At 68.0% G+C, this 24,455-nt stretch carries 19 protein-coding genes; 3 read left to right on the top strand and 16 right to left on the bottom strand.

Annotated elements, in window-relative coordinates:
• Window positions 1-36: 36 nt before the first annotated feature.
• From tssA to tssJ, 7 genes are read right to left on the bottom strand one after another with little or no spacing between them, the layout of a single operon-like run.
• Complete coding sequence (gene tssA / locus KVT39_RS01425) at window positions 37-1,152, bottom strand: type VI secretion system protein TssA (RefSeq protein WP_217587197.1); 1,116 nt, start codon at window positions 1,150-1,152, stop codon at window positions 37-39.
• Entirely contained in the window at window positions 1,139-3,496 is a 2,358-nt protein-coding gene (locus KVT39_RS01420; RefSeq protein WP_217587195.1) for a serine/threonine-protein kinase, read from the bottom strand. The genes tssA and KVT39_RS01420 overlap by 14 nt, the downstream gene beginning before the upstream one ends.
• 40 nt (window positions 3,497-3,536) lie before the next feature.
• Complete coding sequence (gene tagF / locus KVT39_RS01415) at window positions 3,537-4,244, bottom strand: type VI secretion system-associated protein TagF (RefSeq protein ID WP_217587193.1); 708 nt, start codon at window positions 4,242-4,244, stop codon at window positions 3,537-3,539.
• Complete coding sequence (tssM, locus tag KVT39_RS01410) at window positions 4,226-7,852, bottom strand: type VI secretion system membrane subunit TssM (RefSeq protein WP_217587185.1); 3,627 nt, start codon at window positions 7,850-7,852, stop codon at window positions 4,226-4,228. The genes tagF and tssM overlap by 19 nt, the downstream gene beginning before the upstream one ends.
• Before the next feature lies 1 nt (window position 7,853).
• Entirely contained in the window at window positions 7,854-9,188 is a 1,335-nt protein-coding gene (locus tag KVT39_RS01405) for a DotU family type VI secretion system protein (protein WP_217587183.1), read from the bottom strand.
• 14 nt (window positions 9,189-9,202) lie between these two features.
• Entirely contained in the window at window positions 9,203-10,600 is a 1,398-nt protein-coding gene (gene tssK / locus KVT39_RS01400; RefSeq protein ID WP_217587181.1) for a type VI secretion system baseplate subunit TssK, read from the bottom strand.
• Entirely contained in the window at window positions 10,597-11,112 is a 516-nt protein-coding gene (gene tssJ / locus KVT39_RS01395; RefSeq protein ID WP_034179516.1) for a type VI secretion system lipoprotein TssJ, read from the bottom strand. Before tssJ ends, tssK begins: the two co-directional genes overlap by 4 nt.
• Window positions 11,113-11,749: 637 nt before the next feature.
• Between tssJ and KVT39_RS01390 the strand changes: the two genes are divergently transcribed.
• Both KVT39_RS01390 and tagH read left to right on the top strand, forming a co-directional pair.
• The gene (locus KVT39_RS01390; RefSeq protein ID WP_034179517.1) at window positions 11,750-12,136 is read left to right on the top strand and encodes a TssQ family T6SS-associated lipoprotein; all 387 of its coding nucleotides are present in this window, start codon (window positions 11,750-11,752) and stop codon (window positions 12,134-12,136) included.
• Between the two features lie 48 nt (window positions 12,137-12,184).
• Window positions 12,185-13,654, top strand: a complete 1,470-nt coding sequence (gene tagH, locus KVT39_RS01385; protein ID WP_217587169.1) for a type VI secretion system-associated FHA domain protein TagH — start codon at window positions 12,185-12,187, stop codon at window positions 13,652-13,654.
• A gap of 43 nt (window positions 13,655-13,697) precedes the next feature.
• Here the strand turns inward: tagH and KVT39_RS01380 are convergent, their stop codons facing one another.
• Both KVT39_RS01380 and KVT39_RS01375 read right to left on the bottom strand, forming a co-directional pair.
• Window positions 13,698-14,069: a DUF4430 domain-containing protein gene (locus tag KVT39_RS01380; RefSeq protein ID WP_105393402.1), complete on the bottom strand. Its 372-nt coding sequence runs from the start codon at window positions 14,067-14,069 to the stop codon at window positions 13,698-13,700.
• Between the two features lie 146 nt (window positions 14,070-14,215).
• Window positions 14,216-14,482 (bottom strand): hypothetical protein, encoded by a 267-nt coding sequence (locus KVT39_RS01375; RefSeq protein WP_217587159.1) that lies wholly within the window; start codon window positions 14,480-14,482, stop codon window positions 14,216-14,218.
• Window positions 14,483-15,268: 786 nt separating this feature from the next.
• On the opposite strand from KVT39_RS01375, the gene KVT39_RS01370 reads away from it, so the two are divergent.
• A complete protein-coding gene (locus tag KVT39_RS01370; RefSeq protein ID WP_217587151.1) occupies window positions 15,269-16,318 on the top strand; it encodes a hypothetical protein in 1,050 nt (349 codons plus the stop codon).
• A gap of 81 nt (window positions 16,319-16,399) precedes the next feature.
• Here the strand turns inward: KVT39_RS01370 and KVT39_RS01365 are convergent, their stop codons facing one another.
• The 7 genes from KVT39_RS01365 to KVT39_RS01335 form a co-directional block, all read right to left on the bottom strand.
• A complete protein-coding gene (locus KVT39_RS01365; protein WP_034179521.1) occupies window positions 16,400-17,845 on the bottom strand; it encodes an NAD-dependent succinate-semialdehyde dehydrogenase in 1,446 nt (481 codons plus the stop codon).
• A 153-nt stretch (window positions 17,846-17,998) separates the two neighbouring features.
• Window positions 17,999-19,297, bottom strand: coding sequence for a cytochrome c (locus KVT39_RS01360; protein WP_105390006.1), 1,299 nt, complete (start codon window positions 19,295-19,297; stop codon window positions 17,999-18,001).
• Window positions 19,298-19,310: 13 nt separating this feature from the next.
• On the bottom strand, window positions 19,311-21,545 hold the full coding sequence (locus tag KVT39_RS01355) for a xanthine dehydrogenase family protein molybdopterin-binding subunit (protein WP_217587149.1): 2,235 nt from the start codon (window positions 21,543-21,545) through the stop codon (window positions 19,311-19,313).
• 1 nt (window position 21,546) lies between these two features.
• Complete coding sequence (locus KVT39_RS01350) at window positions 21,547-22,002, bottom strand: (2Fe-2S)-binding protein (RefSeq protein ID WP_131948378.1); 456 nt, start codon at window positions 22,000-22,002, stop codon at window positions 21,547-21,549.
• 140 nt (window positions 22,003-22,142) lie between these two features.
• The gene (locus tag KVT39_RS01345) at window positions 22,143-22,442 is read right to left on the bottom strand and encodes a putative quinol monooxygenase (protein WP_034179525.1); all 300 of its coding nucleotides are present in this window, start codon (window positions 22,440-22,442) and stop codon (window positions 22,143-22,145) included.
• Window positions 22,443-22,541: 99 nt separating this feature from the next.
• Window positions 22,542-23,600, bottom strand: a complete 1,059-nt coding sequence (locus KVT39_RS01340; protein WP_217587146.1) for an NADP-dependent oxidoreductase — start codon at window positions 23,598-23,600, stop codon at window positions 22,542-22,544.
• Window positions 23,601-23,834: 234 nt separating this feature from the next.
• On the bottom strand, window positions 23,835-24,455 hold the full coding sequence (locus KVT39_RS01335; RefSeq protein ID WP_034179527.1) for a TetR/AcrR family transcriptional regulator: 621 nt from the start codon (window positions 24,453-24,455) through the stop codon (window positions 23,835-23,837).

Below are 24,455 nucleotides of genomic sequence, written 5' to 3'. Positions count from 1 at the left end.
CGCCGCCCGCGCGGCGGCTTCCTTAGTTCGTTCGTTTCATTCGCTTCGCTCGCCGCTCAGCAGGTCCAGTTTCGGCAGGCTCTCCGGCGCGAGATCGCGGATGATTTCGTAGAAGTCGAGCGCGAGCAGCCGCTGCGCACGCCGCAGCAGCAGCGGCGCCGGATGGCTCGGCTCGTGCAGCTCGAAATAGCGGCACATCTTGTCGAGGCCGAGCCGTACGTCGTCGCGGCTCGTTAGCTCGGCATCGCGCCATGCGTGTGCGTTCGGCATCGCCGCGGGCGCAACGGGTGTGACGCCGGCCTGCGATGCGTCACCGGATACGGCCTGCAGCGTGGAGCCTGCGCCATCCGGCGCGCCCGGTTGCGATTCGGGCATCGGCACTTCGCGCACGATCCGTTGCAACGCCTTCTCCGCATCGCCTGCATCGGGCGCCCACTCGCGGCCGAGCTTGTCGATCACGCACGCGCGGATCGTGTCCAGTGCTTGCAGCGCGGTGCGCGCGGCGTCGAGCGGCGTCGTGCCGTCGCCGCGCACGGCCGACAGCGCGGCAATCAGGCTCGCACGGCCGCCGGCTTCGTCGCGGCCGTCGAGCAGCCGTTCGGCATCGCGCACGCTCGGGCCGCCGTCGAACAGCGGCTGGCGGCGCGCCGCACGTGCGCAGTCGTGCGCGCCGGCCACGTCGGCGAGCGCGTTCATCCGCGGTGTCGGGTCCGCTTCGCCGTCGGCGTCGAGCCTTGGATGCAGATCGTCCCAGCGGCGCTCGAGCAGGATCGCGACGACCGCGAGCGCGTCCGCATAGCCGGGCATGCCGTGTTGCTCGATCCAGCTGCGCGCGAGGTGTGCGACGACGCGCAGGTCCTTCGTGCGTGCGGACAGCGCCAGCGCGAGCCGCTCGACCGCGCCCCAGTCGGGCGCCTCGGCCGGGATCACGGTGTCGCCGTACTGCTGCTCGGCGCGCGGCGTCGCGCGCTCCTGCAACTGCAGGAACTCGGCGTCGTATTCGAGGTTCGCGCCGCACGGCGCATCGGGCGCGACGTCCGCGAGCAGCCGGCCGATCAGGTCGGCGCGCGGCGACGGCGCCGGCAGAACAGGCGACCCAGGGGAAAGCACGGCGGCGGCGAGTGCCGCCTGGCTGATGTCATTCGAATGCATAGTCGATGTTGATCGGTTTGCTGCCGAAATCGACCGCCACGGTGCGGTGCAACGGCGGCAGCGAGCCGTTGCGGATCTCGATCTGGTAGACGCCCGGCGTCAGCGACACGGAACGCAGCGGCGGGCTCGCGCCGCGCCGCGCGCCGTTCACGTACACGTCGCCCCACGGCCGCACGTTGAAGCGCACCTGGACGGTTTCCTGCGCCTTCGGCGGGCGCTGCTCGGCAGGCAGCACGTTCACGGCGGCGACGGCCGTATCGGCTTCCGACGGCGGCTTCGGCGCCGGGGCGGGCGTCGCCGCCGGTGATGCGGCCGCTTCCGACGGCGACACGCTGACGACGCGCTCCGACGTGTCGAGACTGCCGGCGGGCGCGATGGTCGAACTTGAGCCGGATTGCGACGGGGCCGGGTTCGTGACGGTGGTCGCGACCTGCGGTGCGGTTGCGGCGGCGTCGACGGCCGGTGTGCTGGCCGGCGCGGCGGCAACGGGCGGCGGCGGAACCTGCGCCGACGATCCGGCCGGCAGGCTCGACGGCGGCACGACGATCGGCGTCGGTCCGTGCTGGGCCAGCGTGGTGTCCGGCGTACTGGCGGGCGACGACGTGCCGGCCTGCGGCTGGCTCGCGCCCGGTGCGGCCTCGTCGGCGACGCGCGCGGGACGCGACAGATAGTTTGCGGCGAGGCCGACGGCGATCAGTGCGACGAGCGCGCCACCGATGTAGGCCGGTATGCGGCGGCGCGATCCTGCGAATAAGGGGCTGCGTTGGGTACCGGACGGCGCGGATGCCCGGCTCGATGGCGATGCAGCGGGATGCGGTGCGGTCGTATCGGCGGCGCCGGCAGACGCGTACGTGTTCCCGTTCCCGTTCGTGTTCCCGGAATCCGCTGCGCTGTGCTTGCCGATGTCTGCGTCGGCACTCGTGGATCGTGTATCTGCTTCGTGGTGCGTATCGGTTCTTGCGGAGGCTGGCTCCTTTGCACGCTCGGCGTTTCCGTTCGGCGCACCGGATTCAACCGGCTTCTCCGCCGGCTGTGACGCATGCGAGGCCGACGATGCCAGCGCGCTCGTGGCCGCAATCGTGGCGCCCTCTGCAGCCGCCTTCGATGCTGAAGGCGCGCCGGCCTCCGGCTTGGCGCCGGACTCGGCAGGCGAAGCAGATGCGCTGTCCGTCGGTGCCGATACATCGTCCTGACGCTCAGGCGTTGACGACTGCACATCCGACGCAACCTTGCCCGAAGCCGTCCCACCCTCGCCGATCGCAGCAGCAGCACCAGCAGCAGCCGACGCGATGCCCGACGCAGCGGCACCCGCCGACGCCTCGCCCTTCCCTTCGCCGCCGCTGCCCGCATCACCCACCGGCGGCACGACCGCCGCGCCATACCCGGCACCCGTCCGGTCGAAGTCCCGCAACCCGAGCTCCGCCGCGAACGCCGCAACCGATTCCGGCCGATCCGGAATCCGCAGCTGCAGCGCATGATCGACGGCCGCGAGAAACGCCGGGCTGTACACCTCGCCGGCCGGCAACTCGCGCGACGCGAGCGGCCGGTACGTGTCCTTGATGCTGCGCACGACGGCCGCGGGCGGCAGTTCGCCGGTAATCATCGCGTGCATCACCGCGCCGAGCGCATAGAGATCGGTCCATGGCCCCTGGCTGAACGCCGGATCGTCGGTGTACTGCTCGATCGGCGCGTAGCCGGGCTTGATCATCATCGCGCCGTCGTCGACGAGATCGCCGATCCGTTTGCGCGCCGCGCCGAAGTCGAGCAGGATCGCGCTGCCGTTCGGGCGGATCAGCACGTTGTCGAGCGCCACGTCCCGATGGAAGCACTGCGCGCGATGCAGCGTGTCGAGCGCGCCGAGCAGCGCGCCGACGATGTTGCGCAGTTGCGTCTCGCTGATCCGCATGCCGCCGTCGAGCAGCTGCTTGAGCGTGCGCCCCTCGTAGAACGGCATCACCATGTACGCGGTGCCGTGGCTTTCCCAGAAGTGCAGGACCTTGACGAGCCCCGGATGATCGAATTGCGCGAGCAGGCGCGCCTCGTTGAGGAACGCGCCGCGCCCTGCGTCGAACGCCTGCGCGAACCGCTCGGAACGCAGCGACACCGTGTAGTCGCCGCCGCGCGTCGCGAGCATCGACGGCATGTACTCCTTGATCGCGACCGCGCGCCGCAACGTGCGGTCGAATGCGCGATAGACGATCCCGAAACCGCCGATCCCCAGCACCTCGTCGAGCTGCAGCTCACCGAGGCGATGGCCGAGCGGCAGCGGCCGCACCGTGAATTCGGATGCGTCGCCGCGTGTCGCCGTGTCGTACTCGTTGTCTCTCGATCCAGCGTCCTTCATGTCCACCTCTTGAAACCGTGTGCCTTCTGCCCGTCGCGCTTCAGCCGGGCTGTTGACCGCCGCCGAACAGCGTCAGAAACAGCGCGTTGTCGGGCGTGCCCGTATGCGCATGCGTGCGCAGCGGCGATCCGTCGGCGCGGTTGGTCCACCAGAAGCTGGTGCCGCCGTGCGGATCGAAATAGCCGGACAGCCCCGGCCACGCGGCCGGCGCCGGCTGCTCCGGCAGCGTCGCCGGCATGCCGTCGACGCGTTCCGCATGCCTGCCGCCGCCCGGCACGAGCCGCACGCGTTCCAGTGTCCGTTCGAGATCGCCCGGCGCGCGCGCATGGCGGATCGCGTCGAGCAGCGCATGGCCGACCTGCCAGTAGAACGCGTCGGCGGTGTCCGGCAGCCCGTTCCAGTAATCGGCCGCGCGCATCGGCAGCGTGACGATCACCGGGTAGTAGCGCCCCACGCGGTCGCAGCTCGGCGCGAGGCAGCCCGGCTGCACGCACGACGCGCCGGCACCCGTCGGGATCAGGAAATTCCAGACCGGCGCGACCGTGTAATGGCGCTCGATCTCGTCCGCGCCGCGCTGGCGCATCGCGGCCATCCCCTGCTGGAGCCAGCGTTCCCACCACAGCGCGAGCGCATGCGGCAGCCGGCTGTTCACGAAGTCGCCGGCGCCGGGAATCTTCCCGTACCAGGCCGGCGCGTCGCCGGCGGCGCGCGCGAGCGGCGGTGTGGGGCTTATGGCTTCGGAGGGCATGTAAAGGACTCCATCTGGGCCAGCCTGAACGGGTTGCGGACGCTGCCCGCATTCACCTGCAGCACGATCGGTTTGCCGTCGACCGTGAAGCGCGCAATCATCTGGTCCGAGCCGCGCCCGGCCGACACGGCCGCGCGGTCGAACAGCCGGTGCAGCGCCCACGGCCCGCCGGTCGTGAAGCCGTCGGCCGCGCTGGCCTGCGCCGACACCTGCAGCCGCACCTGGTTGCTGCCGCGCGGGCCCGGCCAGTCCACCGCGCTCTGCACGAGCGGGCCGTGCGCGTAGCGGACGATCTGCCCGTCGACGTCGAGCACCATCTCCGTGATCGACGGGTCCATTTCGAGCGGCTGGATCTGCACCTTCAACTGCGCGGTGCGCGCCCCGCCGCCGAAATACGCGTCGCGGATCACCGCGGCCTTCTCGAACGACGCGAGCATCGCGGCCGCCGACGGGTCGGCGTCCGCATTGCGGTTCGCGAAGCGCCACGGGTGCGACGTCGTGTCGACGATCGACTGCAGGTTCTTCTGGAAGAAATCGTCCATCAGGCCGCCCGGCGCGAACATCTGCGCGAAATCCGCCGGTGCGACGTCGCGCGACGATCCGCGCGCGAACGGATAGCGGCCCGCGATCGCCTGCCGGCAGAAGTCGCCGACATTCGCGCCGGCCCGCAGCGCGACGCTGCGCTGCTCGACGGTCGCGACGCTGCCGTTCGCGACGTTCGACAGGTCGTCGAGCACTTCGCGGAACGGCGTCGGCAGGCGGCCGGCCTGCGCGCGCAGCCGCGCGGGCGCGTCGGACGGCGGCGGTTGCGCACCGCTGCGCAGCGCGTCGTCGGTGGCCGTCAGGTACGTGTACAGCGCGTCGATCGACTTCAGCACCGCGTCGAATCCCTGCGCCTGGTCGCCGCTGCCCGGCGCGAACGCGCGCAAGCCGGCGAAGTGGCTGTCGACGATCTGCTCGGGGCTCGCGGGCGCCGCCGCGGACGGATTCGCGTCGCTGGCCTGGCCCGCGAATATCTGCGACAGCGAACTGCGCGCCTCGTCGACCTTGTCCTGCGCACGCGCCGCCAGATTGCGCGCGCCGCCCGGCGCATCGCCGAGCGCCGTGTCGCGCGCGAGCGCGACCATCAGCCGCGTGAGCGGCGAATCGGCCGACGACAGCGCACGCGCCACCTGGATGCTTTGCGCGAGCGTTGCGGTGCGTTGCAGCTTGATGTCGGCAAGATAGTCGTCCCAGATCTTCAGGTAGTCGTTCAGGTAGAGCTGGCGGATATCGCGCGCCCACGCGGCCGCGTCGTTCGGCCCGGGGATTTCGGACAGCCCGAGGTTCAGCACCCACACCTCTTCGCGCCCGTATGCTTCGACCTCGCCGGCCAGGCGCGGCGCGAACACGTTGCGATAGCCGTTGCGCGTATAGAGGCCCGGCACTGCTTCCGACAGCGGCTTGCCGCTCTGGCGCCGGAACACCAGCGACGCGTCGGGGCCGACCGCACGCGCGACGCTGAAGTCGAACGCGGACGTCGCCGGGCGCAGCGTGCGCGTGAGCTGCCGGTACAGCCGCTGCGAGAACGGCACCTGTCGCAGCCGCTCGCGCACGTCGGCCACGAGCCGCTCGTTCATCGGATACGGCGACACCGCGACGCGGTTGCCGAACAGCGCGGCGAGATGCGCGCGCAGCGCGGACCGTTCGGCCGGCGAGAATTCGGGCGGCAGCGAGCGCTCCATTTCCAGATCGACGACGGCCTGCACGAATGCGGGATCGTAGTGCGCGCTGTCGTACAGCATCAGGTATGCCTTCAGCGCCGCATATGCGTAGTCGGTTTCGTCGGGCCGCGCGTCGCGCAGCGCGGCTTCCATCCGGCTCGCGGCGATCGGCAGCAGCACGTCGTCGAGCGCGCGCCGGTACACGGCATCGACGGCTTCGTCGATCTTCTCGCCCTGGAACAGTCCCCACCGATATGCGAGCGGCGGATGCTGCAAGTCGACGCCGCCCGCATTCGCGAGCCCGCCGAGCGCGTCGAGTACGGGCAGCAGCCGCGCGATGTCGGACGCGTCGGAGAATTTCGCGCCGGCGATCCGTGAATCGACGGCCGGCACGCGCGCGGCGATCTGGTCGAGATACGCGCGATTGTTCGAATAGCTGCGCAGCCACGCGACCAGCACGGCCACGCATGCGAGCGCGAGCAGCGCGTAGCCGGCGATCCGCAGCACGCGCCGCTTCTGATGCCAGCGCAGGTCGCTGCCGGCGAGCGCGGCTTCGCGGAAGATGTGCTCCTGCAGCAGCGACTTCAGGAAGAAACTGCGCCCGGTCGAGCCGACCTGCGCAACCGGCGGCACGCCCTCGATCTTCAGGAAGCGCTTGATGCCGCTCATCACGCGATCGAACGCGGTGCCTTCCTGCGTGCCGCTCGTCAGGTAGACGCCGCGCAGCATCGGCATCGGCTCGAAGCTCGATACGGAAAACACCTCGGCGACGAACTGGCCGAGCATGTCCTGCAGGTCGGCGATCTGCTGCGGCAGCAGGTAGGTCATCTCGCGCTGGCGCGCATCGGTTTGCGCGGCGAGCAGTTCGGGCAGCCCGTCGTTCAGCCGCTGGTGCAGCAGCCGGTATTCGCGGTCGAATGCCGCGCGCAGGTCGAAGCCGGGCGCCTCGCTCTGCGCGAGCGGGAACGTGAAGCCCCACACCTGCGCGCATTCCGCGCGGCCGTAGTTGCCGAAATACTCGGCGAAGCCCGCGAGCAGGTCGGCCTTCGTCACGAGCAGGTACACGGGAAAATGGATGCCGAGCTGCGCGCGCAGTTCGAGCAGCCGCTTGCGCAGCACCATCGCGTGCTGCGTGCGTTCCGCTTCCGACGCGCCGAGCAGGTCGGCCACGCTGATCGTCAGCATCGCGCCGTTCAGCGGCTGGCGCGTGCGGTATTTCTTCAGCAGGTCGACGAAGCCTTTCCACTCGGCTTCGTCGAGCGCGCGGTTGCCTTCGTGCGTTGTGTAGCGGCCGGCCGTGTCGATCAGCACCGCGTCGTTCGTGAACCACCAGTCGCAGTGCCGCGTGCCGCCCACGCCGCGAATTGCCGCGCGGCCGAACTGCTCGGCGAGCGGAAAGCTGAGCCCGGAATTCACGAGCGCGGTCGTCTTGCCCGAGCCCGGCGCGCCGATGAACACGTACCACGGCAATTGATACAGATACTGGCGCGACATCCGGTCGAACCAGCGCGGCAGGCCCTTGCGCACGGCATCGGCTTGCCCGAAGCGGACCTTCTTCAGCAGCGTTGCGGCTTCGTCGAAGCGACTGCGCAGTTCGTCGAGCTGCGCCTTCGCCGGATCGTCGGCGGTGGCCGGCCCCGGCACGGCCTCGCGCAACTGGTTCAGCAACTGCGCATTGAGGCGGCCTGCGCGCCAGCTGCGCCACGCGACGCGCGCGCCCCACGCGGCGAACAGTACCGCGATCGTCAGCCCGCGCGCCCAGCCGCTTTCGAGTGGCCGGAACTCGGCGAACGCGAACAGCGGGCCCGCGAGCCACACGAAGCACGCGAGCACGACGAGACCGGCGAAGGTCCAGATCTCCCGCGACGGCAACGGCCGGACGAAACGCGCGACAGCCTGGTTCATGTCAGTTGGCCCCCTGCGTCGCGCCGACGGCGGCGCTGCCGGGCGCCGGCAGCAGCGTGATCTCGACGCGCCGGTTCAGCGCGCGGTTCGCCGGCGAATCGTTCGGCGCGACCGGATCGAGCGTGCCGCGCCCTTCCGCCGCGAGCCGTTCCGGATGGTCGAGCCGCGCGGCGATCATGCTGCGCACGGCCTCCGCGCGTTCGCGCGACAGGTCCCAGTTCGACGCGAAGCGCGCGGTATGCACGGGCGTGTCGTCGGTGTAGCCGGTCACGCGCACGTTGCCGGGCACCTTGTTCAGCGCGTCGGCGACGCGCGCGAGCACCGGCACGTAGCGGTCGATCACCGACGTCGAGCCGGACTTGAACAGCCCGTCGCCGCGCAGCACGATCACGCTGCGATCGGCGTCGTCGCGCACCGACACGAGGCCGGCCGCGATCTCGGGTGCCAGAAACTTCGCGACGCGCGGCGCCGGCGCCGGGCGCGGCGGCGCCTGCGCGGGCTGCAGCTTTGGCACATGCAGCGCGTCGATCGACGCGAACAGTTGATCCGAATGCCCGGCAAGCGCGATGCGCAGCCCGACGAACACGCCGAAGCCGATCAGCAGCGCGAGCGCCACGCACACCCACAGCGGCACGGTGAAACGGCGCGCGACGTCGCGCGTGACGACGTCGCGCCAGTGCGGCGACAGCGCGGGATCGAATTCGCCGCGCACCGAACGGATCGTCTGCGCGAGCTGGCGCCGCAGCCCGTCGAGCTGCGCGTGGCCGTTGTCGAGCACGCGATAGCGGCCCTCGAAGCCGAGCGCGAGACAGAAATACAGCAGCTCGAGCAGGTCGAGATGCTGGCGCGGCTGCTGTGACAGGCGTTCGAGCAGGTGGAAGAACTTCTCGCCGCCCCACGTCTCGTTGTGGAACGACACGAGCAGGCTGTGCGACGACCATACGCTGCCGCCCCACGGCGTCAGCGCGGCCGCTTCGTCGAGCGCCGTGCACAGGCAGTAACGCGCGCCGATGATCGCCTCGGACGGCACGCCGGCTTCCTGCGCGCGCGCCTCGAACTGCCGGATCTCGACGACGAGATGCTCGCGCAGCCACGCCGGGTTCGGATGATGGACGGTCGAGCGGATCTGCGGCACGAGGTTGAGCAACGGGTTCGCGGCCGCGACGAGCGGGTTCGTTCCGCTCGCGGCCCAGCGGCCCGGCCGCGGCTGCGTGGCCGTCGGCCCGGCCGCGCCGGAGGTACCGGATGCGGCGGCCGGATGCATGCCGCCCGGATTCGGCGGCACAAAGCCGCCCGCGCCTGCGCCGGTGGCGATCGAATCGGAAGAACTATTCATCGCGATGCCCGCCCTCACCCGCGGATCGCCCAGAACTCCATCGAGAGCCCAGGTAATTCGCCGGCGAAATGAAATGCGAGACCGCCGGAGCGCGCCAGTTGCTTCCACAGGTCGCTGCCCTTGTCGATCTCGAAGTACGTATGACCCGCGTGATACGGGATCTGCCGCGGTGCGACCGGCAACTGGCGCATCGTGATGCCCGGCAGTTGCAACTGCACCAGATCGCGAATCCGCTCGACCGGCCCGAGCTTCGCCTGCGCGGGAAAGCGCGCGCGCAGGCTGTCGGCCGGCACGTCCGCGCGCACCGCCAGCACGAAGCCTGCCGTGTCGCGCAGCGTCGGGTCGGCCAGCGTCGCGACCCGGATGCCGTTGCCCGCGTCGCGCAGCTCGATCTGGATTGCGTTCTGTTCGAGCACCGTCGACAGCGACCGGCGCAGTTCCGTCATCAGTTCCGCGAAACTCGTGCGCAGGTCGTCGTGCACGTAGACCGCGAGCGACTGCGGGCGGCGGCCGGCCGCCGTGAACGTGCTCAGGTCGCATGCGAGCTTCAGCCAGTCGCAGAACAGCGCTTCCGGATGCGTCGACACGTGCTGCTGCGCATGCCAGGTCAGTGCGAGATAACGGTTCACGAGCTGCAGCAGCAGGAAGTCCGCGACTTCCGACACGCCGCCGCGCCCCGGCTCCGACAGGCGTTCCGCGAGCGCCTCGCTGCGCTGCGTGAGCAGCCCGTGCAGCTCGCGCGCATACGCCAGCAGCACGGCATCGTGCTGCGCGACGAGCCGCGGCGGAATGTAGCCGTCGTCGACGAGCAGCCGCGCGTCGGTGCGCCGCTCGACGACCCGCGCGACGCCGAGCGCGTGCCAGTCGCCGGTCAGCTCGGCTTCGAGCATCAGCCGCACGTTCAGGCGCCCCGTCTGCAGCAGCGCGGGGCCGAGCGCGACCGCGTTCGCATCGGCCACTTCGTATTCGCGCACGACGTAGCGCGAGACGTCGGTGTTGCCGTTTGCGCCATTGCTACCGTTTGCTGTACCCGCACCGAACGACACCTCCTCGCCGCCGCCGCGCCACAGCGGCAGCGCGAGCACGACGAGCTGGTCCTTCGCGTCGGCCGGTACGTCGAGCGGTTCGGGGAGATCGTCCGGATGCGACAGGTCGAACGGCGTACCGTCGCGCATCACGCCCGACGCGGCGCGCAGCGCGACCTTGCCGAGCGCGAGCTGCTCGCGATCGATTTCCAGCGTATCGAAGCCCCAGTAGAACCCTTGCAGCGGCAGGCAGCGCAGCGCGACGTAGCGTTCCCAGTGTCGTTCGAGCTGCTGGAAATGCTGCGGCCGCAGGAACATCCCCTCGGTCCACACCACGCGCTGGCGGAGGGCCGCGACCGGCGTCGCGGACATCGTCGGTTCGGTCATGGGCGCCCCTGCGCGTCGTTCAGTGCGATGCCGCCGTTCCGGACCGCGATCGACAGCTTCAGCTCGCCCGGCGACGTCTGCCAGAACTTGTAGAGGTTGAGCTGCTTCGCGCGCGGCAGCGGCACCGTCAGCCGCCAGCGGTTCTTTTCGAGCATCCGGTATTCGGCGACGACGCCGATCGCGCCGGCCTCGACGTTGCCGCGATAGTGCAGCGTGCGCGATTCGCCCGGCCGCAGGATCACGCGGTCGGTGCCGAGCAGATCCGCGCCGAGTACGTTGCCGGGCTTGTCCTGCAGCGAGAAGAAATCCGCGCTGTCGAACGCCGACGCCGCGCGAAGCTGGAACACCTTCAGCACGATCGGCGAAGGCTTGCGATTCATGTCAGGGTTGACGTCCGGCGCAACGTCGACCGTGATCGCATACGGCACCGCGGCTGCGTGCTCCGTCGCGCCGCACCCCGGAAACAGCAATACGCATCCCCATACGATGAAACTGCTCGACCGCCATTGCATATTCCACCCTCGCCACCCAATAGCCATCCGCCGGTTGCCGAGTTCGAAACCGGTTGATCGGATTAAAAAGGGACAATTAATTGACCGGTAATTATGTGTTTGGCATATCCTTCCGCTGAAATTTTTTCCGGCAAATTCTTATCGTAAAAACCGGGGCAAATCATCCTGGATTTATGAAAGTTGAATTGTCGAGGTGAAAGGTAATTGAATCGAGATTGGTTATTAATCGAAAAAACTTACCCGACCGGTTCGCCGTGGCGGCCCGGTTCTATTGCATGGACACCTGTCGGATGAGCGTGGGGCGCAAGCCAGCCGGCCGCCGGGCAAGGGATGCTCGCGACGCTGATGGTGTGCCAGGCTGTTCGTGCCGCCCGAACGGACGGTCCGGTTTTTCGTGCATTGCCGAGCGCTGACAAAACAACTGACGAATCCGAAAAACACAGCGAACTATAGGTCGTTTTTTAGGATTAACAAGTGCTGAAGTTCGTAGTCTATTTTTCGATTTAAATGGAATCGGATCGTCCAGTTGAAACAAAACGTAACAGCGGCATCGATGCCGATGATTGGCACTAGAATCCAACAGCGCTTGTGTGCCACCTTTCACATTTTCCAATTACGCCGAATTTTCATTTCAAAAATGAAAGGCCGTTCATTGCTCGTTATTTTCCTCGGCGCCTTGTTGCTGGGGGCCGGCGGGTGCGGCACGTCGCCGACCCGGTCGGCCGCGCATGCGACGGTCGACAGCGCGCGCGCCGCGTACGCCGCCGGCGACTACGGGCGCACGATCGCGCTGCTGAGCCGCGCGAAGGAGATCGACGGTGCCGACACCGACACGCAGGTCGCCGCGCACAAGCTCCTCGCGTTCAGCTATTGCGTGACGAATCGCGTCGCGCAGTGCCGCGCCGAATTCTCGAAGATTCTCGACCTCAACCCGCGCTTCGACTTGTCCGCCGCCGAGAAGGGGCATCCGGTCTGGGGGCCCGCGTTCGAGTTCGCGCGCCGCAGACATGCGTCGTCATCCTGAACGAACCGGTTTCCACGCGAGCGCTTCATCCACCGAGCGACGTATGACATGCAACTGATCGTGATCGAACATGCCGGCGAACCGGTCGAAAACGACTCCTGCGAAGCCGTCGTGTTTCACCCGCCGGGCGGCACCATCGGTCGGGCCAGCGACAACCATCTGGTGCTGCGCGACGACACGCGGCAGATTTCGCGGCTGCAGGCGCTGCTGCAGGTCGGCGACGACGCGTGCCTGCTGAAGAACCTGAGCAGCGTGTCGACGATCGAGGTGAATCGCGAGCCGGTCGGTTATGCGCAGGAACGCCCGCTCAACACCGGCGACATCATCCGCATCGGGCCGTACGTGCTGCGGGCCGAACGCGACGACGGCAGCGACGCGCCGGTCATCGACATGGCGCCCGATACCGGCGGCGTGCACATCGACAGGCGCGGCGCGCCGGAGGCGGCCGGATCGGCGCAGCCTTCGCCGCCCCCCTCGCCCTCGCCTTCGCGCGACGACACGAAAGGCGCCGGCAACCGGCTGTGGGCGCTGCTCCAGGATCGTCTCGCCCCGCGCGGCAAGGCGGCGGATACCGGCGCCGGGCCGGGCGGTCCTGCCCGCGCCGATGCGGCGCAGCCGGCGAACCGTGCCGCACGGCACGCCATGCCATCCGCGCCGTCGCAGCGCGACCTGGATCAGCTATCGACCGATCCGCTCGACCTGTTCGCGCAGTCGTCCGGCGATATCGGCGCGGCGGGCACGGCGCCGTCGGCCGATCGACGCAATGCGGATCGCGAGGCGTCGTCGTCCGCGACGCAGGCGGACCACGCACCCGAGTGGACGCAGCACGTGCGCGTGCAACCGGCAGCCGCGCGCGCCGACGTGCGTCCGGCCGACGAACCGGCGCCGCAGGCCGCGCGTGCGCCGGCGCCACCGACACCCGACGAATTGCTGAACGCGTTCTTCGAAGGTGCGGGGCTCGATACGGCCGCCGAATCGCATCAATGGTCGGCCGAACAGCTCTACATCGCGGGCCAGTTGCTGGCGCTGTTCGCGAACGGCACGGTCGAGCTGCTGTCGTCGCGCAGCATCCTGAAGCGCGAGGTGAAGGCGCACATGACGATGCTGCTCGATCGCGAGAACAACCCGCTGAAGCTGCTGCCGGACGGCGGCGCGGTGCTGCGGCAGATGTTCGGGCTGCCGCTGCCGGGCTTCATGTCGCCGCAGAGCGCGGTCAGCGATGCGTTCCAGGATCTGCACGCGCACCAGATCGGCATGGTCGCTGGCATGCGCGCCGCGCTGATGGATCTGCTGACGCGCTTTTCGCCGCAACGGCTGCGCGAACGCGACGATTCGATGCGCTGGTACGAGAAGCGCGTGCCCGCGCTGTACAAGGCGCGGATGTGGGATCGCTACGCGGCGACCCATCGCGATACGGTGTTCGCGATCGAGGACGATTTCGCGTCGGTGTTCGGCAAGGCGTTTCTGGCGGCGTACGACGCGGAAGTGGAGAGCTATCGGGGGAGCGGCCGGCATTGAAGGGGCCGATGCCGGCCGCGTCGCATGGATCGCGCGACGACCGTCAAGCCAGCGGCGGATGAACCGCCTGCTTCAAGCCGCTCGAGTAGTGCTTGTAGTCCCAGGCCACGCTATCGCCGGGTTGCAGCGTGTAGACCGCACATGAGACGTCGGGCATCCGGCCGTTGACGAAATACACCCACCAGTAGCCGTTGCCGCCCTGGTTGGCCTCTACTCCACCCAAGGCCGTAATGAACAGGCTCGCGCCTGAACCCTGCGATTGCGGGTTGAGAGCGGGCGACACGCCGTCGGCCGTCAGCAGATCGAATACGGTTGTCACGCCGGGGGCAATCGCGATGCTGTCGTTCGCTTGCCACGGCGGATTGTGAAATTCCGAACCCCAATCGACGAATTGATTCGCTATCGAGTTGGCCATGAAGATATCTCCGTAGTGGTGGTTAATGCCTGAACTGCGCCCCTCTGCTCTTTTTCTTTGTTTGTTGAAAGTGCCAGGTTCTGACCTGGGTGCCTGAAAGCTGTATCGATCGTTTGCCGATCGCTCAATTCAAGCCGATCGCCGAATCACAGGCAGACTGTTTCAATCAGATGGCGTCGCTCGGTGATTGTTGCAAGTTCTGTCAGCATGATCCCCGTTTCGTATGGCGCATTTTCCGTTCTTCTATTACAGGCGCCTTTGCCGTCCGTGAAATCCTGATATTCGTACTGATCGGAGAATAGGCGATGGACCGCCCCCCCGCAATGACAGTCACTCGACTGGTCCGGGTTTGCTCCACCGCGGACGTTGCTCGTCACGACAAACAAAGGAACCCCGACGATCAACGGTGCCAACGGCGCGCTCGGTGTGGCGACTGCACGGTTTCGCCCGCGATGGCTGAAAAGTCATTTCCCGTCGCTTTAAAAAGATGGGCTTCAAACCGTGTCGCGCGTTCAGGATTGTCCCACTCGAGCCGGTCGTTGTTCCGCACGGATTGGCTGGAAGTGCGTCAGACAGGTGTTGAATGCACATTGGGAACTGGAATCTACTATTGAAGGGCCGTCGCCCCCATTCGACAGGGATTACGGACGATATTTTTCCCTGTTCCTCGTGCCGGGTTCTACACGAATTTCCTCACTGCTCAATCAAGAAGCGAGAATGAATGTCATCGGCGCACGCGTGCCGGAAGACAAGCACGATACCCGCACGATCGCCGTAACCTGCTCGGATGGCGGTCGCTACGTGATCGTCGTGGACGAGGCAACGATCACTCCGTGATCTGGATTCGAACCTGTCCGCATTTTTGTGGGCGAGGCAGTTGAAGAGCCTATGGCGCAATCGTCATTTCTCCATTACGCGCGCGTTGCCGTCCGTGAAAATCCCGATACTCGTATCGATCAGAGAATAGCCAATGGACCGGCGGCCCGTGATGCCGCTCGGGCGTGACTGACGCACAGCGCCCCTCCGCTCCCCGGGCAGGTCACAACCGCTCGCCCCGAACGTCCCTTCCTCCTGTGTCCTTCGCCCGATGATGTCGGGCAGCGCTTTCGGCCCATAGGCCGTCTGCGTGCGCCTGCTTGTCGTTGACGCATGCCCGCTCGTGGGCCCTCTCCCATCCACGAAATCACTGGAGCCCGTTCATGGATATCGATCGTAAACTTATCGGCGGCACCCTGGGGATCGCCGCATGTTCGTTTGCCGCCGCACTTTCTTTCGCCACGCAGGCGCAGGGGGCGACCGCCTGCTATGCCGTCGGCATGCGCGGAGGGCCGCTCTACGTGACGTCGGATGTATTGCGCGACGCCGCGCTCAAGGTCGCGAACGCGCGAGTCACCGCCGCCGGGAATACGTCGTTGACGCCGGTAACGCCCCCGCCCGACCCGAAACGTTGCGACGGGGCGAACGATCACCTTCCTGCAGAGGGTCCCGGCACCCGCAACTACTTCGGCAACGTCGTGAGCCCGTTGAAGTTCCTGCGTCTCGCAGCCTATCAATGCGCGGGAACAGGAGGCCAGAGTCAGTTCTTCTCGATGAACCAGGCCATTTATTATCGCCAGTGTGGCGGCGGGCAATACTCGAACTACATTCATTTCTGGGGACGCGCGTACGGGAACCCGAGCACGTGTTTCGCCAGCGACTACCCGACGATGTTTGCCAGGGCCACCAAAGACAGGAAGCAGGCGGACCTGCTCAACGCGATGAAGACGGTTTACTCGGGCGGCCTGAGCGGAACCGCCGCGAACGATCAGGCGCTCGGCAACGCGATGGCGGCGATCCTGATCGCCGAAAGCAATCGCGACTATCTGGTCAATCTCGAGAACTACATGCTGATGGACCTGGCCGACCTGAAGAAGGCCGCGCCGGAGCAAATCATCGGGGGCCACTGCGTGCCGAATGCCGGGTCCTGCCAGAACCGCGGCGAGTTGCAGAACGGCAAGCACCCGATCGCGTGGGGCGGAGCGCAGGAAGCGATGATGGTGAACGGCTGGGGTCAGGCGGCGGGTGCCAATAGCCGCTTCGGCATGATATTCGAAGGCAATCTGTCGGCCGAATGGGCAGTCGCGAAAGGAAAGGTCGCAAGCGCGGAGGTCGCTCAATGCGGCGCGGTTCCGCGAACCTACGGAGATCTGAACCCCGGCGAGCAGGACGCAGTGAAAGGCGTCTTCGAGGGCATTCTGCCGGCCCGCTGAGATTCGCCGCGGTCAACGCGCCAAGAAAAGGCCGCCGCCCCCATACGCGGAAGCGGCGGCCTCGCTACGCTCAACCGGTTGTCAAACCGCCATCACCGTCACCGACTTCGTCACGAGATACGGCTCGAGCGCTTCCGGCCCGCCTTCCGACCCGTAGCCCGAGTCCTTCACGCCGCCGAACGGCATTTCCGGCCACGGCGTGGCCGGCTGGTTGATCCACAGCATCCCGACTTCGAGGCGCTGCGTGAGCAGGTGCACGTTCGCGAACGAACGCGTGAACGCGTAGCCGGCCAGCCCGAACGGCAGACGGTTCGCTTCCGCGATCGCGTCCTCGAGCTTGTCGAAGCCGCGAATCGCCGCGACCGGGCCGAACGGCTCGTTGTTGAACACGTCCGCTTCGAGCGGCACGTTCGCGATCACGGTCGGCGCGAAGAAGTTGCCTGCCGAGCCGATCCGCTCGCCGCCCGTCTCGATGCTCGCGCCGACCTTGCGTGCGTTCTCGACCACCGACGCCATCGCGGTCAGCCGGCGCGGGTTCGCGAGCGCGCCGAGCGTCGTGCCTTCCTCGAGGCCGTTGCCGATCTTCAGCCCTTCGGCGTGCTTGACCAGCGCGCGCGTGAACTCGTCGCGGATGCTGTTGTGCACGAGGAAGCGCGTCGGCGAAATGCAGACCTGCCCCGCGTTGCGGAACTTCGCGCCGCCGGCGGCCTTCACCGCGAGCGCGACGTCGGCGTCCTCGGCGACGATCACCGGTGCGTGCCCGCCCAGCTCCATCGTCGCGCGCTTCATGTGCTGGCCAGCCAGCGCGGCGAGCTGCTTGCCGACCGGCGTCGAACCCGTGAACGTGACCTTGCGGATCACCGGGTGCGGGATCAGGTACGACGAGATTTCAGCCGGATCGCCGTACACGAGGCCGATCACGCCGGCCGGCACGCCTGCGTCGACGAACGCGCGCAGCAGTGCGGCCGGCGATGCGGGGGTTTCCTCCGGCGCCTTCACGAGGAACGAGCAGCCGGTCGCGAGCGCGGCGCTCAGCTTGCGCACGACCTGGTTGACCGGGAAATTCCACGGCGTGAACGCGGCGACCGGGCCGACCGGCTCCTTCACGACCGTCTGCTGCGCGCCGAGATTGCGCGGCGGCACGATCCGGCCGTACACGCGGCGGCCTTCGTCCGCGAACCATTCGATGATGTCGGCCGCCGACAGCACTTCGACGCGTGCCTCGGTGAGCGGCTTGCCCTGTTCCTGCGTCATCAACCGAGCGATCGCGTCGGCGCGCTCGCGCACCAGCGCGGCCGCCTTGCGCATCGTCGCCGCGCGTTCGTGCGCGGGCACCTTGCGCCACGTTTCGAAGCCGCGCTGCGCGGCGGCGAGCGCGCGGTCGAGATCGGCGATGCCCGCGTGGGCCACCTTGCCGATCGTGTTGCCGGTCGCCGGGTTCACGACGTCGATCGTCTTGCCGCTCGCGGCGTCGACCCACTCGCCGTCGATCAGCAGTTGCGTATCCGTATAAGTCACGTTAGCCATCCAGACACCCCTACATTGCGTCGATAAAACGCGCGCTGCCGCGAGCGGCCGCGCGCCGGTTGACAGAAAGAGCAAAGCCGCCGGGGCTGACAACCACCCGGAGGTGCAGACGGCAGGCACACCGGCCTGCCGTCGTCCCGCATGGGGCCGCGCTCAGTGCGCGGCCGCCGTCGCCTTGCGGAGTTTCGCGACGTCCGCCGCCTGCACGGCCGGCGCGCCGTTGTTCCAGCCGGCGCGCATGAACGTCAGCACGTCGGCGATCTGCCGATCGTTCAACTGGTTCGAGAACGCCGGCATCGGATACGCGGACGGCACGCCGTCGATCACGAGCGTGTCGCTGCCGTTCAGCGTCACGTTGATCAGCGACGATGCATCGGTTTCGAGCACGTTCGGATTGCCGGCGAGCGGCGCGAGCAGCGGCGCGTAGCCGCGCCCGTCCGCGCCGTGGCAATGCAGGCAGTAAGCGTTATACACCTTCGCGCCCGGGTCGGCTGCCGGCCGGCCCAGCACCACCTGCGTCGGCTTCGGATCGTAGCTGTACGGCGGCGCGCCCGTGCCGCCCGCGGCCGGCAGCGATTTCAGGTAGCGGGAAATCGCTGCCAGATCGTCGTCGCTCAGCGCCTGCGTGCTGTGGTTGATCACGCTCACCATCGAGCCGAACGCGGTCGCGTGCCGGTTCGCGCCGGTCTTCAGGAACTGCGCGACGTCGGCCTCGTTCCAGCGGCCGAGCCCCGTGTTGTGCTCGCCCGTCAGGTTCGACGCGAACCAGTTGTCGATCGCCGCGCCCGACAGGAACGCCGTGCCGCCTTCGTCGAGCGCCTTCTCCTGGAAGCCGACACCGCGCGGCGTGTGGCACGACCCGCAGTGTCCGAGCCCCTGCACGAGATATGCGCCGCGGTTCCACGCCGCATCCTTGCCCGGCTTGTCGGCATACGGCGTCGTGTCGAGGAACACCGCGTTCCACAGCGCGAGCGGCCAGCGCATGTTGAGCGGCCACGGGATGTCGGACGGCCGGTTCGCCTGCTTCACCGGTTCGACGCCGTGCATGAAGTACGCGTACAGCGCCTTCACGTCGTCGTCCTTCAGCTTCGCGTACGACGGATACGGCATCGCCGGATACAGGTGACGGCCGTCTTTCGCGACGCCCTTACGCAACGCGCTCGCGAAATCGGCTTCCGTATAGCCGCCAATGCCCGTGTCCGGATCGGGCGTGATGTTGGTCGTGTAGATCGCGCCCATCGGCGTGGCCATCTTCAGGCCGCCCGCGAACGGTGTGCCGCGCGGCGCGGTATGGCATGCGACGCAATCGCCGGCTTTCGCGAGATACGCGCCGCGCGCGACGAGCGCGCTGTCGGCCGGTGCCGCCTGCGCGGCGTGGGCGGCCGTGCCGGCCAGCAGCGCGGACAGTGCGAGCAGCGATGCACCGAGCGTGTTCAGGGTGAGGTTTCGCATGTTCGTCTCCCCCTCAGGCCGTCTTCAGCTGGTTGCCGACCGGCAGCTTGCGCAGCCGCTTGCCGGTTGCCGCGAAGATCGCGTTCGACAGCGCCGCCGCGGTCGCGGCCGTGCCCGGTTCGCCGATCCCGCCCGGCGCTTCGCCGCTCTTCACCAGATGGACTTCGATCGGCGGTGTCTCGTTGATTCGCATCATCCGGTAGTCGGTGAAATTGCTCTGCACGACGCGGCCGTCCTCGATCGTGATCTCGCCGTACAGCGCGCCCGTGATCCCGAAGATGATGCCGCCCTGCGCCTGCGCCTCGATCGTGTTCGGATTGACGAACATCCCGCAGTCCACCGCGCACACGACGCGCTTGACCTGCACCTCGCCGTCGTCCACCGCGACGTCGATGACGATCGAGAAGAAGCTGCCGAACGCGTGCATCACCGACACGCCGCGCCCTTGCCCCTTCGGCAGCGACGGTCCCCAGCCGGCCGCCTTGGTCGCGACGTCGAGCACGTTGAGCGCGCGCGGCGTCTTGCCGAGCAGTGAGCGGCGGTATTGCACGGGGTCGGTCTTGGCCTGCGCGGCCAGCTCGTCGATGAAGCTTTCGACGACGAAGGTGCTGCGCGTCGGCCCGACGCCGCGCCAGAACGCGGTCGGCACGTGGCGCGGCTCCTGCCGCACGTAGTCGATCAACTGGTTCGGCAGGTCGTACGGCAAGTCGGTTGCGACCTCCACCGCGTCGGGATCGACGCCATCCTTGAACGCGGGCGGCGCGAAGCGCGCGAGAATCGACGAGCCGACGATCCGGTGCTGCCACGCGACTGGCTTGCCGTTCGCGTCGAGGCCGGCCGAGATCCGGTCGTAGTAGTACGGCCGGTACATGTCGTGCTGGATGTCCTCCTCGCGCGTCCAGACCACCTTCACCGGCGCGCCGACCTGTTTGGCGATCTTCACCGCCTGGCCGATCATGTCCGTCTCGAGACGCCGGCCGAAGCCGCCGCCGAGCAGGTGGTTGTGCACGACGATCTTGTCGGGCGGCAGGCCCGTGAGCTGCTGCACCGTATCGCGCGCCCGCGTCGGCACCTGCGTGCCGACCCAGATTTCGCAGCCGTCGCCGCGCACGTGCACCGTGCAGTTCACGGGCTCCATCGTCGCGTGCGCCAGGAACGGCTGTTCGTAGACGGCGTCGATGCGCGTCTTCGCGTTCGCGAACGCCTTGCCGACGTCGCCGTCCTTGCGCGCGACCGCGCCCTTGCCGTTCGCGGCGGCCTGCGCGAGATCGGCGACGATGTCCTTCGTCGACACCTTCGCGTCCGCGCCTTCGTTCCACTTCACGACGAGCGCCGACGCGCCGCGCTTCGCGGCCCACGTGTGATCGCCGACTACCGCGACCGCGTTGTCCGCGCGCACGACCTGGCGCACGCCGGGGATCTTCTTCGCGGCCGTGTCGTCGACGCTTGCAACCGTGCCGCCGAACACCGGGCTGTTCACGATCACCGCGTACAGCATGCCGGGCAGGCGCACGTCGAGCCCGAACTGCGCGGTGCCGTCGACCTTCTCCGGCGAATCGAGCCGCTTCGCGGGCGTGCCGATCAGCTTGAAATCCTCCGGCTTCTTCAACGCGACGTCCTTCGGCACCGGCAGCTTCGCCGCGGCGTCGGCCAACTGGCCGTACGATGCGCGCCGGCCGCTCGAAGGATGCTGCACTTCGCCGTTCGCGGCGCGACAGGATGCCGGATCGACATTCCATTGCTTCGCGGCCGCCGCGACCAGCAGCGTGCGCGCGGTTGCGCCCGCGCGGCGCAGCGGTTCCCATGCGTAGCGCACCGACGTCGAGCCGCCGGTGAGCTGGCCGCCGAGCAGCGGATCGAGGAACAGCTTCTCGTTCGGCGGCGCATGATCGAGCGTCACGCTCGACAGCGGCACTTCGAGCTCCTCGGCGATCAGCATCGGCAGCGCCGTATAGACGCCCTGCCCCATCTCGACCTTCGGCATCACCAGCGTGACCTTGCCGCCGCGGTCGATCTGCACGAACGCATTCGGCGCGAACACGCCGGCGCGCGCGGTTTCATCGCCATCGCCGCCGATCACCGAACGGCGCGTGTCGTCGCCCGCCGCCGGCAGGCTGAAGCCGAGCAGCAAGCCGCCGCCCGCCGCCGCGCCGAGCGACATGCCGAGCTTGAGAAACCCGCGGCGCGACACGCCGGCGCCGGCCGCTTGCCCGGCGGCCTTGCCTGCTTCGATCAGTCCTCGCGACATGTCACGCTCCCTTGGCGGCTTGCTTGACCGCCGCGCGAATCCGGTTGTACGTGCCGCAGCGGCAGATGTTGCCGGCCATCGCCGCGTCGATGTCGGCGTCGCTCGGGTTCGGGTTCGATGCGATCAGCGCGGTGGCCGCCATCACCTGCCCCGACTGGCAGTAGCCGCACTGGACGACGTCGAGCTCGCGCCACGCCTGCTGGACCTTGTGGCCGGCCGGCGTCGCGCCGACGGCCTCGATCGTCGTGATCCTGCGGCCCGCGACGGCCGCGACCGGCAGCACGCACGAGCGCGCGGCGACGCCGTCGAGATGCACGGTGCACGCGCCGCATTGCGCGATTCCGCAGCCGAACTTCGTGCCGGTGAGGCCCACGACGTCGCGCAGCACCCAGAGCAAGGGCATATCGTCGGGGGCGTCGACCGTGCGGGTCTCGCCGTTGATGTTGAGGGTGACCATTCAGCCTCCGGGGCCGTTGTATTGGGGAAGCGGCGCGCATGGCGCGCCGCGCGGGTCGTCGTTGTCATCGCCGTCGCGCGGTGCGCGACGGGTGCCGCGCGGCCCGGATGGGGACGGGCCGCGGCGGTGGTCCTGCGTCGTTACTCGGCCACGTCGATGCCTGACAGCACCTTGATCACCGGCGGTGCCGTGAACCAGTCGGCCGACTTCGTACGGAATTCGCCGAAATAAGGGCTGGCGAGGTGTGCGTCGAATGCGGCCTGGTCGTCGTAGATCTCGTACAGGTGCAGGTTCGGCGAGCCGTCTTGCTCGCGGAACAGGTCGTAGCGCCGGTTGCCCGGTTCGGTGCGCGTCTTGACGACCATGCTGCGCAGTTCGGCCTCGGCGGCCTGTGCGTGTTCGGGTTTCAGGAACAGCGAAGCAATCACGTGAAGCGCCATCTTGTCACTCCTTTCGAAACGGAATCGAGCATGCCACAAGCCGGCGTCGCGCGACGCCAGCGTGCAACCGTGGTGTGTTTGTGTTGCCGTGCCGCAGCATCAGGCCAGTTCGTCCGGGCCCACGCGCACGACGACCTTGCCGAAGTTCTTGCCGGCCAGCAGGCCGATCAGCGCTTCGGGTGCGTCAGCCAGGTCGGGGACCACATCTTCCCGCGTCTTCACCTTGCCCTGCGCGACCCATTCGCTCATCTCCTTCAGGAACGGCGCATAACCGGTCGCATAGTGATCGAGGATGATGAAACCCTGCACGCGGATGCGCTTGCGCAGGATCGCACCCATCAGCGCCGGCACGCGATCACGGCCGGTCGACACTGCGGTGTCGTCGTATGCCGCGTCGTTGTAATGCGCAATGATTCCGCACACGGGCACGCGCGCATGGTCGTTGAGCAGCGGCCACACCGCGTCGAACACCGCGCCGCCGACGTTCTCGAAATAGACGTCGATGCCGTTCGGACAGGCGTCCTTCAGCTTTGCGGCAAACGCCGGATCGCGGTGGTCGACGCACGCGTCGAAGCCGAGCGTGTCGGTCACGTACGCGCACTTGTCGGCGCCGCCCGCGACGCCGATCACGCGGCAGCCCTTCAGCTTTGCGATCTGCCCGACGACCGAGCCGACCGCGCCGCTGGCTGCCGCGACGACCACGGTCTCGCCGGCCTTCGGTTCGCCGATCTTCAGCAGCCCGGTGTACGCGGTGAAGCCCGGCATGCCGAGCACGCCGAGCGCGTACGACGGATGCGCGAAGTCGCGGCCGAGCGGAATCAGGTCGCGGCCGTCGGACAGCGCATAGTCCTGCCAGCCGGCGCCGGCAACGACGAGATCGCCTTCGCGGAACGCCGGCAGGTTCGACGACACGACGCGGCTGACAGTGCCGCCAACCATCACGTCGCCGAGTTCGACCGGCGCGGCATAGGACGGCGCGTCGCTCATCCGGCCGCGCATGTACGGGTCGAGCGACAACCAGACCGTGCGCAGCAGCACCTGGCCGGCACCGGGCGTCGGCACGTCGCCGGATTCGGTGCGGAAGTTGCCCGGCGTCGGCGCGCCGACCGGGCGCGACGTCAGGATGATCTGGCGGTTTGCGGTCTTGCTTTGCGGCATGTGAGTCTCCGTCAACAGGAATAAACGTGCTTCGTGGGCACGATCGGATCAGGGATGGACCGACAGAAGGCGCGCACGCGTGGCAGCGTCGGCGGTCAGGCCGGCGTGGTTGCACGCGTGCGGTTGGAACAATCGGGACAGAGTAACGCGGAGCGAGGTATTCGTCATGCGTGGATAAGTAGACCAGTCGTCTAGAATCGGGGCAAAAACAAGGCGCGCCGATGCGCGCCCGGGTTACGACTGCGCTCCGTCATGCGCGGCCGGCGGCAGGTTCAGCATGCGCCGCGTTTCGGCCATCGCCCTTTCGAGCGGTTTGCGGTTGCGGTGAATCTTTTCCAGCAGCGTTGCACCCAGCCACAGCTCGTAAAGGATCGCGGCCGTGTGCGGCGGATCGTCGACCGCGCTCAGCGAGCCATCGGCCAGCCCTGCCTCGATGCCGCCCGCGAGCCGTTCGATGATCTGGCTCGTGCCACGCCGCAGCACCGCGCGCATCGCTTCCGACAGGTCCGACACTTCCGCGCCGAGCTTCACCGCGAGGCACTTGCCCTCCGGATCGTCCGCGCATTGCGTGTGCAGCCAGTTGCCCCAGTACGTCATCAGGCGTTCGGCGCCCGTGCCGGCCTGATGCTTGAGCAGGTTGTCGAGATGCGCGAGATAACCTTCGAAATACGCTTCGAGCAACGCTTCGCCGAATGCCTCTTTCGAGCCGAAGTAATGATAGAACGAGCCCTTCGGGATGCCCGCCGCGGCGAGAATCTCGTTCAGACCGACCGCCGAGAACCCCTTGTGGAGCATGATCGGCTTCGCGATATTCAGGATGTGCTGGCGGACTTCCGCGCCTGAAGATGCATTCAT

The sequence above is a fragment of the Burkholderia sp. GbtcB21 genome (assembly GCF_019091065.1).
GTDB classification, from domain to species: Bacteria; Pseudomonadota; Gammaproteobacteria; order Burkholderiales; family Burkholderiaceae; genus Burkholderia; species Burkholderia pyrrocinia_C.
This window is presented reverse-complemented; position numbering and strand designations above follow the sequence as displayed.

Coding starts and splice junctions, on each gene's coding strand:
- tssA (WP_217587197.1), bottom strand. CDS start 1,152: ATGCATTCGAATGACATCAGCCAGGCGGCACTCGCCGCCGCCGTGCTT.
- KVT39_RS01420 (WP_217587195.1), bottom strand. CDS start 3,496: ATGAAGGACGCTGGATCGAGAGACAACGAGTACGACACGGCGACACGC.
- tagF (WP_217587193.1), bottom strand. CDS start 4,244: ATGCCCTCCGAAGCCATAAGCCCCACACCGCCGCTCGCGCGCGCCGCC.
- tssM (WP_217587185.1), bottom strand. CDS start 7,852: ATGAACCAGGCTGTCGCGCGTTTCGTCCGGCCGTTGCCGTCGCGGGAG.
- KVT39_RS01405 (WP_217587183.1), bottom strand. CDS start 9,188: ATGAATAGTTCTTCCGATTCGATCGCCACCGGCGCAGGCGCGGGCGGC.
- tssK (WP_217587181.1), bottom strand. CDS start 10,600: ATGACCGAACCGACGATGTCCGCGACGCCGGTCGCGGCCCTCCGCCAG.
- tssJ (WP_034179516.1), bottom strand. CDS start 11,112: ATGCAATGGCGGTCGAGCAGTTTCATCGTATGGGGATGCGTATTGCTG.
- KVT39_RS01390 (WP_034179517.1), top strand. CDS start 11,750: ATGAAAGGCCGTTCATTGCTCGTTATTTTCCTCGGCGCCTTGTTGCTG.
- tagH (WP_217587169.1), top strand. CDS start 12,185: ATGCAACTGATCGTGATCGAACATGCCGGCGAACCGGTCGAAAACGAC.
- KVT39_RS01380 (WP_105393402.1), bottom strand. CDS start 14,069: ATGGCCAACTCGATAGCGAATCAATTCGTCGATTGGGGTTCGGAATTT.
- KVT39_RS01370 (WP_217587151.1), top strand. CDS start 15,269: ATGGATATCGATCGTAAACTTATCGGCGGCACCCTGGGGATCGCCGCA.
- KVT39_RS01365 (WP_034179521.1), bottom strand. CDS start 17,845: ATGGCTAACGTGACTTATACGGATACGCAACTGCTGATCGACGGCGAG.
- KVT39_RS01360 (WP_105390006.1), bottom strand. CDS start 19,297: ATGCGAAACCTCACCCTGAACACGCTCGGTGCATCGCTGCTCGCACTG.
- KVT39_RS01355 (WP_217587149.1), bottom strand. CDS start 21,545: ATGTCGCGAGGACTGATCGAAGCAGGCAAGGCCGCCGGGCAAGCGGCC.
- KVT39_RS01350 (WP_131948378.1), bottom strand. CDS start 22,002: ATGGTCACCCTCAACATCAACGGCGAGACCCGCACGGTCGACGCCCCC.
- KVT39_RS01345 (WP_034179525.1), bottom strand. CDS start 22,442: ATGGCGCTTCACGTGATTGCTTCGCTGTTCCTGAAACCCGAACACGCA.
- KVT39_RS01340 (WP_217587146.1), bottom strand. CDS start 23,600: ATGCCGCAAAGCAAGACCGCAAACCGCCAGATCATCCTGACGTCGCGC.
- KVT39_RS01335 (WP_034179527.1), bottom strand. CDS start 24,455: ATGAATGCATCTTCAGGCGCGGAAGTCCGCCAGCACATCCTGAATATC.